At 49.1% G+C, this 12,779-nt stretch carries 12 protein-coding genes; 5 read left to right on the top strand and 7 right to left on the bottom strand.

The window, feature by feature from the left end; genetic code table 11:
- Window positions 1–127 precede the first annotated feature (127 nt).
- On the bottom strand, window positions 128–733 hold the full coding sequence (locus J0A65_RS01760; protein WP_206592386.1) for a hypothetical protein: 606 nt from the start codon (window positions 731–733) through the stop codon (window positions 128–130).
- Window positions 734–1,327: 594 nt separating this feature from the next.
- Between J0A65_RS01760 and J0A65_RS01755 the strand changes: the two genes are divergently transcribed.
- Together J0A65_RS01755 and cspE are read left to right on the top strand one after the other, a co-directional pair.
- Window positions 1,328–2,494: a helix-turn-helix domain-containing protein gene (locus J0A65_RS01755; protein WP_206592385.1), complete on the top strand. Its 1,167-nt coding sequence runs from the start codon at window positions 1,328–1,330 to the stop codon at window positions 2,492–2,494.
- A gap of 343 nt (window positions 2,495–2,837) precedes the next feature.
- Window positions 2,838–3,050 (top strand): transcription antiterminator/RNA stability regulator CspE, encoded by a 213-nt coding sequence (cspE, locus tag J0A65_RS01750; RefSeq protein ID WP_206592384.1) that lies wholly within the window; start codon window positions 2,838–2,840, stop codon window positions 3,048–3,050.
- A gap of 114 nt (window positions 3,051–3,164) precedes the next feature.
- Here cspE and J0A65_RS01745 read toward each other — a convergent pair whose 3' ends face one another.
- Window positions 3,165–3,848 carry a hypothetical protein gene (locus J0A65_RS01745; protein ID WP_206592383.1) on the bottom strand — a complete coding sequence of 228 codons (684 nt, stop codon included), beginning with the start codon at window positions 3,846–3,848 and terminating at the stop codon, window positions 3,165–3,167.
- 117 nt (window positions 3,849–3,965) lie between these two features.
- Window positions 3,966–4,172, bottom strand: a complete 207-nt coding sequence (locus J0A65_RS27245; protein WP_232849674.1) for a hypothetical protein — start codon at window positions 4,170–4,172, stop codon at window positions 3,966–3,968.
- Window positions 4,173–4,432: 260 nt separating this feature from the next.
- Here J0A65_RS27245 and J0A65_RS01735 point away from each other — a divergent pair, with 260 nt between their 5' ends.
- Both J0A65_RS01735 and J0A65_RS01730 read left to right on the top strand, forming a co-directional pair.
- On the top strand, window positions 4,433–5,806 hold the full coding sequence (locus tag J0A65_RS01735; RefSeq protein ID WP_206592382.1) for a serine hydrolase domain-containing protein: 1,374 nt from the start codon (window positions 4,433–4,435) through the stop codon (window positions 5,804–5,806).
- A 257-nt stretch (window positions 5,807–6,063) separates the two neighbouring features.
- Window positions 6,064–6,381, top strand: coding sequence for a hypothetical protein (locus J0A65_RS01730; RefSeq protein WP_206592381.1), 318 nt, complete (start codon window positions 6,064–6,066; stop codon window positions 6,379–6,381).
- A gap of 90 nt (window positions 6,382–6,471) precedes the next feature.
- Here the strand turns inward: J0A65_RS01730 and J0A65_RS01725 are convergent, their stop codons facing one another.
- Complete coding sequence (locus tag J0A65_RS01725) at window positions 6,472–6,822, bottom strand: hypothetical protein (RefSeq protein WP_206592380.1); 351 nt, start codon at window positions 6,820–6,822, stop codon at window positions 6,472–6,474.
- A gap of 188 nt (window positions 6,823–7,010) precedes the next feature.
- On the opposite strand from J0A65_RS01725, the gene J0A65_RS01720 reads away from it, so the two are divergent.
- Window positions 7,011–7,760 (top strand): class I SAM-dependent methyltransferase, encoded by a 750-nt coding sequence (locus J0A65_RS01720; protein WP_416135292.1) that lies wholly within the window; start codon window positions 7,011–7,013, stop codon window positions 7,758–7,760.
- Window positions 7,761–7,809: 49 nt separating this feature from the next.
- Here J0A65_RS01720 and J0A65_RS01715 read toward each other — a convergent pair whose 3' ends face one another.
- Genes J0A65_RS01715 through J0A65_RS01705 form a run of 3 tightly spaced genes read right to left on the bottom strand, consistent with a single transcriptional unit; the run spans window position 7,810 to window position 12,649 of the window.
- Entirely contained in the window at window positions 7,810–8,934 is a 1,125-nt protein-coding gene (locus J0A65_RS01715) for an ABC transporter permease (protein ID WP_206592378.1), read from the bottom strand.
- 2 nt (window positions 8,935–8,936) lie between these two features.
- Entirely contained in the window at window positions 8,937–11,681 is a 2,745-nt protein-coding gene (rbbA, locus tag J0A65_RS01710) for a ribosome-associated ATPase/putative transporter RbbA (protein WP_206592377.1), read from the bottom strand.
- Window positions 11,678–12,649, bottom strand: a complete 972-nt coding sequence (locus tag J0A65_RS01705; protein ID WP_206592376.1) for an HlyD family secretion protein — start codon at window positions 12,647–12,649, stop codon at window positions 11,678–11,680. The genes rbbA and J0A65_RS01705 overlap by 4 nt, the downstream gene beginning before the upstream one ends.
- Window positions 12,650–12,779 lie beyond the last annotated feature (130 nt).

The raw sequence follows: 12,779 nt of genomic DNA, 5'->3' as shown, positions 1-12,779 counted from the left end.
TTCTAACCAACTGTTTAAATCTAGGGCTCTACACCAGAGTCGTTAGTATCAGGGTTATCATTGCTATCAGCAGCACATAGGCATGTCGAAAAAGTTCAACATGAATACCAATGGATTGAGTTCGCCCTTAATGTTTCGCCTTTCCTGATTTGTCTTTAGTGGGTGAACGCAGAGATAACCCCAACCAGATAAACCAGACAATTTGGCTTAATCCGAACAGTTCTTTCATTTCTGGCACACTTTGAATCAGCGTCAATACCCCAAAAGTGCCAACCACCAAGCCTAAAATATGCAGACCTTTAGACATCTTTTGCTTAACTAACCCACAGATGCTGGCCAGCAATACCCATAATCCACCAACCAATTCAATGCCACCGCCAAGACCATTCACAACAGTGTTGTAGGTATAAAAAAGGTTTTCGGCTTGCGCCGGTGACCTATCAAACAGCCCCAACATGGTGTTCATCCCCACCAACGACAGCATGCCGGACGCCATCATCAATACCGCCCAGATAATGCCAAACAAGCTGGCGGTATTTAACAGACTGGAATTAACCAACTGCATTTTGTTTTGCAGCGCCTGAACGCTAACCAGTAAAAGCGCGCCAAAAACCAGATAGCCGACAATATTGGCAAGACTTATTAATAACTTTTGCTCGCCAATATACTGAATCTTATCCGCTACATTCTCTGAGGACGGGAAAGACAGCATCGCGCCAAACAGGACAAACATAAAAACATAACATAGTGCCATCCCAATTGAAGCGGCCGCCCCTGTGTTCTGCAAAACAGGGTTAACTGAGTGTTCTGTGCATAGCGTCATAGTGATTACCTTTCAGTAGTGGTTAATTTCGCTGCACAGTAATGGGCGGGACAAAAAGAATCGTCCGCGCAACATGGCGAGGACAAAAAGTCACCCGAGACGCGGGGCATCCAGCCGCACAATGTGAGCAAGTATTTACACAAAAACTTCAGAGGAATGTGAATAACCAGATGTTTTCAATTGACTGACACAAAACCCCAGCGCTTTGATGACAAAGGCTTCAACGGCATTTGATGTTTCACTGTACTCACCATTCGAATGTCCGGGATATTCGGCCAGGACAGATTCATTCCCCTTTGGGGCTAAATTCACAACCAGCGAATTCTGTTTTGCTAAAGCTCAACTCAGCTTGGCTGAGATTGATAGCCCCGCGCAAAACCAAAAAACAAGAAAACGTACATGCAGTTAGCGATCTCTGGTCAGCCCTGGCATGAACAAGTCACAGAGATATTGGTTCTGCCTGTGGATGCAGCCAGCTATGTTAAGGTAGCGAAAGACTATTAGATGAAGCGGTTTTATATGCTCGATATGTACTTTTCATCCATGGCATTGGCGGTTGCCGCCTTCAGCCTTTTCCTTTTGCTGCCGCAGCATAAAAACCCGGCAAAACGACCGTTTGTCTGCGTGCTTACCTGCCTAGCCCTGTTGGCAAGTGGCCCGGTAATATTCTCTACCTTTCCCGCTTTCAGGCAGCTTTATATCGCCGCGATCCCCGTTATTTTTTACCTATTGTTGCCTTGCTTTTGGCTATACCATGAGGCGCTTATCTCATCAGCCCCATGGCAGTGGCATAAAAACACCAATAAACACTTTCTGCCTCTTCTCTTCGCCTTGCTTGTCTCGCTGTTGATTTTACTATTGCCAGAGCAGGATTTTGACAACCTGTTTTTCTCAGAAATTCCGCTTGAAAACACAATGGCAAAAATGACCGCCACCAGCTTTTTCGCACTGCTGGTGCTGTGGTGCGTACTTAGCCTGGTGTATGTCGTCGGCATGTTCAAAAGAACAATTGAATACCGCTCCCGCATAAAACAGATGTACGCAAATGAAAGCGGCAAAACCTTGCTGTGGGTGCATAGCTTTTCGCTGCTGTTAGTGTTCACCTGGATTTATGCCCTGGCAGTGCTCACGTTGGGGAATCGCTTTGCACAATATGGCTTGTCAGATACCGGGGTTTTCCTGTTACTACTGGTGTTGGTCTGGCTGATGGCAACCAATGGGTTTCGTCAACAGCCAGGGTTCGTCGAGGTATTCTCTCCAGCACCGGACAACTCAGAAGTCGGCGCACAAACAAATAAAGCAAAGTACCAGCGCTCTGCACTCAACCAGGATGATTTTGAACGTATTGCTACTAAGCTGGTGCATGCCATATCGCAGGATGCCCTGCATTTAGATGCCGAGCTGAATCTGCTAAAGCTGGCAAAACATACGGGAGTGCCGTCACAATACCTGTCTCAGACGCTTAATCAGCATCTGGACACCACGTTTTTTGATTTTATCAATCAGGCCCGCATTGAAAACGCCAAGCCAATGCTGCTAAAAAGTGACCAAACCGTATTAGATATTGCCCTGGCAGTAGGCTTCAACGCCCGTTCATCCTTTTATAAGGCGTTTAAACAATCCACCGGCATGACCCCCAGCGAATACAAAAAGCAGCATAACGCCGGGTAGTCAGATAATTAAATGACGTCGCTGGCAGAGGCCTATTCCAGACATTAGGTTGATGACTCAAGCAGAATGCCTGGGATCATTCTCATCGTAGATGGCTCGTTAGCGCGTTTTCTGACCGAGAAAAACTCAACAGGATTTTTCTATGGGGGCTATGGACAGCTCTGGGTATTAAACGTACAATACAGGGGCTTTAGATAGTTAAAGCACTTTCAACTACTGCACTGTTTTATCTTCGTCCTTTTGTAAAGTCGATATTAGACATTTATATGCGTTCTTGGTAAGTCTTATCTAATGCTCCACCGGTGAATTTCACCAAAATTTAAGTTTTAAAAAGGTTTATTACATGTCTAATTCAGTAAAAGGCACTGTTAAGTGGTTTAACGAAGAAAAAGGTTTCGGTTTCATTTCTCAGGAAGACGGTGGTAAGGATGTATTCGTACACTTCCGTTCTATCGCTTCTGAAGGCTTCAAAACCCTGAAAGAAGGTCAGTCTGTATCTTTCACCGTAGAACAAGGTCAGAAAGGACCTCAGGCTGCTAACGTAGTTATTAACTAAGACTACGCACTGAATACCAAGAAAAGCCGGGATTTTTATCCCGGCTTTTTTGCTTATAGAATTCACTGAACCTTCTATTGAGCCAGCTAAGGGAGATTTTCTGAGCCGGTTTTGCTAATCACTGCTCACCCTTTGTAAAGCATAAGACCACATCAAGAGCCCATGGCAACCCATTAGCAACCACTGCAAAGACAAGCCCAATGAGTTCGATTCCGGCTTAAGAAAACAGGCCAAAACCAACCCCACAAGACCGAGCAATAAAATGATAAGTCGACAAGCGTTTACCGCTGGTTGTTTGTCCGACAGCTCCTTGCACCAACGTCCACTGTATAAAAGTAACGAACTAAACCCGAGGGTCATAAAATAAAGGTTCATTACTAGAAATGGTCGCTCGATAACAGGTGAACTATCAATGAGCCCGAAGTTGTAGAGGACAAAGAACGCAAAGCTCGTTTGGCCAATATCAAATAGCACATCGACAATATGAGGGGTGGCATGGGAGTTGAGAAAGTTGGAAATGGTGAAATAAATCATGCACCAGAGTAAAAACGCATAGCCCAGCCCCCTCTGCCAGGTATAAAGTGCAAAAAGCTGGCTAAAATCTATATCGGAGAAATCTTTTAAGATATTGAAGGTAAAGGCAAAAAATAATGATCCAAGCAGCCCACCTACCCACATGCTTTGAAAGTTCTTTTTGGCTTCATCAACTTTATTTGTTTCACCAGCCTTGGGACAAAAGGGGGGCAATTTAAAATATGATTTAAAGCCCTCTCGCTGTTTGTCATCGCTCTTCGACATAACTGAGTTTTCCCTGACAGAAACAGCTCATTATTCAACCAACCAGAGCAAAAGTTCAAACTTTACGCACTAAATAAACATAGTCTTTGCAGAACCAAGGATACCAAGCTCCCAGACTTAGGGCTTATTTACCCTTAGCGAATGATCACTAACAATTAGCCATCTCAACAAGGTACAATCACCATCCGAAAAGCCAATTTCAGATAAATACTTGCCCGATAAGGCGGCAAACACGGCCAGAAGTGAGGCGCCAATATGGGTATGTGAAAAACCATGCTGATGGCCCTCACCAGAAAGCATAACAATCAGGGGTTGAACATCCATAACAATCTGCGCCCAACCAAACACACTATTAAGCTAAAGCTGCCTTGCAGCAGACTTTTCACCAAGTATTCCTGAATCCAACAAACGGGTCGCACGTTCGAAATATCTATTAACAATAATCTGCCTGACGGCTTGCGTGTTGGTTCGCTAGTATCTCAAAGCCCAGTTAGTAGATGTTTTTATGCCAAGTTCAAAATCAACTAAAGGGCCAAACTAGCACTGATAGTAGCGGCAACTTTCCGGCAATAAGAGAGTAGGCAATGAATGGATTTCTCCCCAAACTAACGATGTACAGGTTCTTATTGCTTGGATGTTGGGGGCTGTTTCTAACAGCCTGCTCAGACCCTACTCCGCATACAAACACCGTTAAATTAAATGAAGCCAATGCCAGCGCAGCGGAAAGACTAAATCAGGCCTTTGATTCAGTGACGGCAAATCATGAGTTTATGGGCAACGTGGCATTACTGCATAAGGGTGAATTGCTATTTAGCCGTGCAACGGGGTTTGCAAACATCAGCACTGAGCAGTCAGCTGATATGGGCACTAAATATCGCCTAGGCTCAGTGTCTAAAACCTACACCGCAGTAATGGTGTTTAAAGCCATTGCCGAAGGGAAGTTAACCCTAGAGCAAAGGGTTGATGCTTTTTTTCCTGAACTTGAAAATGCCGCAAAAATTCGTGTTGCCGATTTGCTGCAGCATCGCAGTGGTATAGCCAGTTATACAAAAGATCCGCGTTTTTTTAAGTACCACACTATGCCTCAAACCCGGCAGCAGATGCTGCAGATGATATTCAGTTACCAAAGTGACTTTGAGCCTGGAAGTAGCGCTGAATATAGCAACTCCAATTACTTTTTACTGGCCTGTATTCTGGAAAAGCTTCACGGCAAACCACTGGAGCAAATACTCCAAGAGCAGATAGTCATGCCTCTTAGCTTAACCAGTACTTACCTGGGCAATCAGGTTACGCCAGAGCAAAATGAAAGTTACTCCTATCGTTTCGAAGCCGGCTGGCAGCTGTTACCACAAACTGATATGTCGGTAACCTTAGGTGCGGGTGATGTAGTCTCTACAGCCACCGAAGCTGCATTATTTTTAGACGCCCTTTTTAACGATCGGCTAGTGTCAGCGCAACACCTTGCCACCATGCAAGCAATTAAAGATGGATTTGGTATGGGCATTATGCGTTACGACCTGGCCGGTCGTGTAGGTTTTGGTCACCGCGGCACCTTGGATGGGTATCGCGCGACGGCAATACATTTTCCGGATGACAAGGTAACGCTGGTTGTTACCTCTAATGGCGAAAATGACAACATTAATCTTGTCTACGAGGCCTTACTTAAAGCATTTTTTAATGATGCGATTTTAGCGGTAGCGGCTGATGAGCTGGATAGGTATGTTGGTACCTACGTTTCGAACACAGAGAAGTCAGACAAAGTGGTATTTATCCGAGATGGTAATCAATTGGTGCATGTTATTCAGAACGAGTTTAAAGAGGCCCTGACTTACAAAGGTGAGCGCCAGTTCTTGTTCGAGCAAATGTACGGCCCTGCGATTCTATTTAGCTTTTCTGAGAATGGCGCTGAGCTGCTGATGGAGCAGGACAAATTCAGGGGCCGTTTTACCAAAGAGTGAGAAAAGATAAAGCCAATGGCAACTTAAGCGGCGGACAGTTTTCTCTTTACTACGCCCTGAGGCCCTTCATATGGTATTGGTGAAAGCAATGCAGCAGTTATCAATAGTTGTTATACGCCAATAGCACAGAATCCCTTGATTCTTCGCTTCTCTAAACAATCTATTTACATTCACACATCCAGACATAGAAACTGGTCGTGGAGTTTGGCAAGATAGCACCAGAACAGGAAAGCTCAGTTCAATAAATAAGGATCCTCATGAACCCCTTTAGTGCTATTACCCGCAGATACCAAGATTGGAAATTCAGACGTAATGACTGGCGCATTGTGCAGGGCATCAGCGCAGAGCGTTTTACTGAAATCTTGCAGACCCATATGGATAACGGTTGGGAAATCACAGACAACTATCAGGGGTTTAACCCGGCAATGGCAAAATGGCAATGCCAACTGAGAAAAGGCACCAGCTGCCTGAGATGCCGCTGGCAATCAGGTACAGGGTATATATTCGGCCCAGCCCGAATATTGAATGGCCTTGGTGAGGATTTCGGTTTAACGGTATTTACCACTCCTCAATAGTGCTTGGAGTGCAGTCATTTATTCAAGGCCATCCCGCAAGACACCAGCAATATTCGCTTAGCAACTAGATGACCTGAACATGTGAGGCGCTTAATGCCTTGTTCTAACAATCTTAGGCGGCATATGAAAATCGAATTCACCAACCAACACCAGATGCCCTTTGCCAAACGCCCAGCACAGGCAATCAGTGATAACCTTATGGGCAAGCAAGAAATTCCTGAATCCCTTAAAGCCGCCTTCCGCATCGGAAATGGCGATGAGCTTCTGCTCGGTTTTATATTCCACTGGTGGCGGCACTATCTGGCCATGTAAGCTCAACTCAAAACGACTGTTATCCAAGGGAAAGTGCACTTCGGCGCGCACCATCTGGTCAAGTGCATAGGCTCGACTGTCAATATGAAAACCCGATTGGCGGTCACCTCGAATGTAATTGACCTGCATCTGCTCCTCGCTAAACACCTTGTTACAACTAACTACCCTGGTCGATGAAAGTTTTCAAAGCCTTGATTGCTCTGTAAGCTGAACAGGTTTTTTAAGCCGTAATAAAATCAACAACACAACAAAGGATAGTGACAATGAAAAAGCTTTTATGCGCGGTGAGCCTTGCCCTGGGTGTCAGTGGCTTTGCCATGGCCGACGGCCTGGACAGTGCCATTAACGGTGCCCAGCGCACTGCTGATTATCAGGCCCGTGACCAGTATCGTCATCCCAAGCAAACCCTGGAGTTCTTTGGTATTAAGCCGGATATGACAGTAGTGGAAATCTCCCCCGGTGGTGGCTGGTACACCGAAATTCTGGCGCCTTACCTCAAAGATAGTGGTACTTACTATGCCGCGGGCTTCGATCCTGAGTCCGAGGTGAAGTATTACCAGAATGCCCACAAGCGTTTCAGCGAAAAGCTGGCCGCCAACCCGGATATGTATGGCAAGGTGCAAGTCAGTATCTTCCAGCCACCGGCAAAATTGGATATCGCTCCGGCCGGTAGTGCAGATATGGTGCTGACCTTTCGCAACGTACATAACTGGTATATGAATGGCGGCGAAGAGAATGTGCTGGCAAGCTTTAAAGCCTTCGCCAAGGCCTTGAAACCGGGCGGCGTATTAGGTGTCGTTGAGCATAGACTGCCGGCCGATCGCCCTGCATCAGACCAGGACCGTAGCGGTTATATGCATCAGGCTTTTGTCGTACGTATTGCTGAGCAAGCGGGATTCACCCTGGCGGCTGAGTCAGATGTGAATGCCAACCCCAAAGACACAGCCGACCACCCCAAAGGCGTATGGACCTTACCCCCCAGCCTGCGTTTAGGTGAGGAAGATAAGGCCAAATATCAGGCCATAGGTGAAAGTGACCGTATGACCCTGAAGTTCGTCAAGAAATAGGCTTTATAAGCGCCGCTACGCGGCGCTTTTTTATATCCCTGGACATAGGCTACCCCATACTGACAATGGCTTTGCGAAAACGCGACAGGGCAATCCCGAAAAACACCATACCAATCGCCAGTAACACCAGTAGCAGTGGCCAGGCCAATTGCCAGCCAGCACCCCGATACAAGATATCCTGCGCCAGCGACACATAGTGAGTGGACGGCGACAGTTGCATTATCCAGCGCAGCCAATCCGGCATACTTTCCTGCGGTGTGGTTCCGCCAGAGAGCAAATACATCACTACCACCACAGGGATCACTAATAAGCCAAACTGCGCCATAGTGCGGGTCAGCGTGCCGAGCATGATACCCAGCGAGGTAACAGAGAACAGATACAAGGCAGTGGCGAGAGTAAATAGCAGCACCGAACCTTGAATGGGCACACCCAACATTTGATGCACCACCAGGGCCAAAGACAGTAACGTCGCCACTAGAATCACCAGACCGTTTGCCCAGACTTTAGCCAGCATAATATCCGCGGGGGTTACCGGCATCACCAGCAAATGCTCTATAGTGCCGTGTTCCCGCTCGCGGATCAGCGCCGCCCCGGTGAGAATAATGCCCAACATGGTCACACTATTAATGACCTGCATTACCGAGTTGAACCAGGCCGAATCAGCGTTAGGATTAAACAGTTTACGCACTTCCAGCCTGACCGGCAGGCCAGCTGCGAAATCCAGCCCTGGCGCCAGATAAGCCAGGCTTTCGGCCTGAATAATCTGCTGAATATAAGTGGCACCATTGCCCGCCTGAGTCATGGCCGAGGCATCCACATTTAATTGCACCTGGGGCCGTTTTCCCTGTAACAAGTCCCGTTCAAAATCAGGCGGGAACACCAGCACAAAAACAAACTCTCCTTGCTCCAATACCCTGTCCAGTTGCCGGGCAGAGATCTTCACAGCGCTCTGGAACTGAGGAGCTAACAAAGCTGAAGCAATTTGCCTGGATAGCGGTGAGTCATCTTCATCCACTACAGCAACCGCGGCATTGCGCACTTCAAAATTTACCCCGGTGGCCACGGTATACACCGCCACCGAAAAAATATAGAAGATCAGACCCAGCAGCACAGGATCCGCCTTGAGGCTGAAAAGCTCTTTTACGCCTAATTGCCATACATGACGCCACTGCATACTCAGCGCTCCTGCTTATGCAGACCCAGCCACGCCAGCCAGGTAAAGAGTACAACAAAGCCCGCCAGCGCCAGCAGATTGGGCCACAGCTGCGTAAAAGACAAGGCTTTAGTGAAACTGCCGATACTGATTTGCTGAAACCAGGCAGAGGGAAACGCCAAGCCCAGGTAGCGCCCAGCCCCTTCCAGCGATGACACCGGGGTTAACAAGCCGGAGAAATTCACCGCCGGTAGAATACTCAGCACCGCAGCAGCAAACAGCGCCGCCACTTGTGTCTGGGTAAAGGAGGACAGCACCAGACCAAAGCCGGTAGTCGCCGTCACATACAGCAGCGCACCTAAACTCAGCACCCAAAACGAGCCTTTTACCGGCACTTGAAACACCAGCAGCGCCATCAGCATCAGCAGCAGATAGCTGATAAAGGCAATCAGCACATAAGGCGCTTGTTTACCCAATAAGAACTCCAGTCGCCTGGTGGGAGTGGATTGAAAGTTTGCAATTGAGCCGGTTTCTTTCTCCCGCACAATGCCAAGCGCCGTCATCATGGCTGGGATCAAGGCTAACATTAGCATCACCACCCCTGGCACTATGGCAAAACGGCTTTCAAAAGCTTGATTGAAGTGAAAGCGACTCTGCACTTCTACCGGCATGCTGAGGTCAGCTGATTGCAATTGCCCAGCCTGCAAACGGGTAAGTTCGCCAAGCAACACGGCATTCAGATAGCCTGCGCTGGTTTCGGCCTTAAACGGCATTGCACCATCAATCAAAGCGCCAATCTGCGGCTGCTGGCCACTCATTAACTGCCGTCCGAATGCCGGGGGGATTTCCAGCAGCAAACTCAGTTCGCCGGTGCGCAGCTGATTTAACCCCTCATTAATATCGGTAGGGGCGGGTTGACGGGCAAAATAGTTTGAGCCATCCAGCCCTTCCAGCATCACCCGGCTTTCCCTGGACTGATCGTAATCCAGCACCCCGTAACGCAAATTATCCACATCAAATGAAATGCCATAACCAAAGGTGAGCATAAGCAGTAGCGGACCCAGTAAAGCAAACATTAAACGTATTGGGTCTCGCCGGATTTCCAGGCTTTCCCGCCAAGCGTAGGCCCACCAACGTTTCAGCGCATTTCTCTGCGGTGATACCGTCTTGACTTGCGGTACTTCACTTTCCCAATTGGCGTCTTGCACCCGGCCCTGGGTTTGCGTATTGGCGGCTTCTTCCAGATAGGCAATAAAGGCCTGCTCAAGACTTATCGCGTTACGATGCGCGGTTAGCTCGGCAGGGCTCCCCACCGCCAGCACTTTACCGGCATGCATCAATGAAATACGGTCACAGCGCAGCGCCTCATTCATAAAATGGGTGGAAATAAAAATGGTGACGCCCTGCTCGCGGGAAAGCCTGAGCAACTGTCGCCAGAATTGATCCCGCGCTACTGGATCCACGCCCGAGGTGGGTTCATCGAGGATCAATACCTGCGGTTCATGCAACACCGCCACCGCCAGTTGCAGACGCTGACGTATCCCCAGTGGCAGGCTTTGCGGCAAGCTATGCTTTACCTGAGAAAGCTCAAAGTCCACTAAAAGCTGTGCAATACGCTGCTTGGCATAGGCCTCATCCAATCCATACAAGCGGGCGTGCAAGGTCAGGTTATGCAACACAGAAAGTTCCGCGTACAAGGAGAAACTCTGTGACATATAGCCGACCTGCTTACGGGTTTGCATATCCCCGGCATCCGGCAAACGCCCGAATAATCTGGCCTCCCCACTGGAAAAGGGTAACAGGCCGGTCAGCATCTTCATGGTGGTGGTTTTACCGCAGCCATTGGAGCCGAGAAAACCAAAGATCTCCCCTTGCTCGATACGAAATGACACCTTATCCACTGCCACAAAATCCCCGAAGCGACGCGTCAGCTCATTAGCTTCAATAGCTGGCGGACCATCAAAATTCCCGGGCGGGGTAACCTCAACGGCCTGATGATGCTGGCGTTTACTGTCCGGCAACAGGGCAATAAAGGCTTGCTCAAGATCCTGACTGGCGGTTTTCGCCAGCAACTGCGCCGGACTGCCGGTGGCAATCACCTGGCCATCATCCATGGCCATCAGCCAGTCAAAGCGCTGTGCTTCTTCCATATAGGCGGTGGCGACCAGCACACTCATGGTTGGTCTGGCCGCACGAATTTCATCGATAAGTTGCCAGAACTGACGTCGGGAAAGCGGGTCCACGCCGGTGGTGGGCTCATCCAGCACCAACAAGTCCGGATCGTGGATCAGCGCACAGCACAGCCCGAGTTTTTGTTTCATACCGCCAGACAGTTTACCGGCAGGACGGTCCAGAAACGGGGCCAAGCCGGTCGCCTCGGTCAGTCGGTTAATGCGCTGTTCGCTGGCCTTGTGGCTTAAACCGAAAAGCTGGGCAAAAAAACGCAGATTTTCCTGCACGCTCAGGGTGGGATAAAGATTTTTACCTAAGCCCTGCGGCATATAGGCAATACGAGGTAAAAGCTGACGTCGGGCGCGTGGAGTGGCCATATCTTCGCCAAGCACCTGCAACCTTCCCTGTTGCAAGCGTTTCACGCCACAAATCAGCGCCAGCAAGGTGGATTTACCCACCCCATCAGGGCCGATGATTCCCACCATGCAGCCTGCTGGAATGGACAGGCTGAGAGGTGTCAGTGCAGGCTGCTCACCAAAGCGATGCGCGACGTTCTGCAGGTAGACCACGTCACTCGAAGAGGTTAGCTGGCTCATGGCAAGTTAACGTTGAGGCTGTCTGGCCATTGGATATCCGCCGACTCACGCACATAGGCCATACCGCGCACACCGGTTTTGACCTTCTCCTGATATTTCTTCAACAGCGCCGGATCAATAGCCAGTTTAACCCTGAACATTAAGCTGTCACGGGCATCGCGGGTTTCCACTGACTTGGGAGTAAACTGCGCATCGGCAGCAATAAAGCTGACCTTGGCCGGCACCACGTAATGGGGAATGGGATCCAGGATCAGGCGCGCGTCATCATTGATACCCAGCTTACCTACCACATCTGCTGGCAGAAACACCGTCATATACACATCAGAGAGATCAAGCAAGGTTACTACCCGGCCACCGGCAGCCAGTACTTCTCCGGCCTGCGCCAGTTTATACTGAACCCGGCCACTGCCCGGCGCGCGAATTTGCGTGTCATCCAGCAGACTCTGCAGCTCCTGTTGGGCAGCTTTCGCCTCATTGACACTGGCCTGCAACCGCTCGGTACTGGCATTGGCCAGCCTCAATGCCGCGGAGGCTGAGTCAAACTGGGCGCGGGCCTGATCCAGCTTATCCTGTGACAATAACTTTTTTGCCACCAGGGCCTGAATACGTGCCAGCTCCGATTCCGCCAGGGTCAGTTGACTCTGGCGCTGCTCGGCACCCGCTTTTGCCTCTTCCACCGCCAACAACGCCTGCTCGACCTTAGACTGCACTTCGGCCTGCTTGGCAACAAGCTGCTGGTTATCAATGCGAACCAATAGATCACCGCTTTGTACCATTTGACCCTCTTGTACCAACACTTCCTCTACCCGTCCCGCCACCTTGCTGGCCACATCTATCTGAGTGGCTTCCAGACGGCCGTTAGTCGTCACTATACCTTGTGGCAAATCTGGCTGATTCCACCACCACAGTCCAGCGGCAACGGAGACGATTGCGATAGCAAACAGAGCGATGTGTTTTTTACTTGCCATGGGTAACCCTATCCTTGTGTTTTTTCAGGTACAAAGGTGCAATTGAAGTGTCACTCTATCAGGTTTTTGCTGACAGGTTGTTGACATCAAACAAGGTTTTTAAAAGCGACAAAAATGCGATACAGCAGCC

This window comes from Bowmanella yangjiangensis (assembly GCF_017255015.1).
Classification (GTDB): Bacteria; Pseudomonadota; Gammaproteobacteria; order Enterobacterales; family Alteromonadaceae; genus Bowmanella; species Bowmanella yangjiangensis.
The sequence above is the reverse complement of the archived record's forward strand: the minus strand, read 5'-3'. Positions and strand labels throughout refer to the sequence as shown.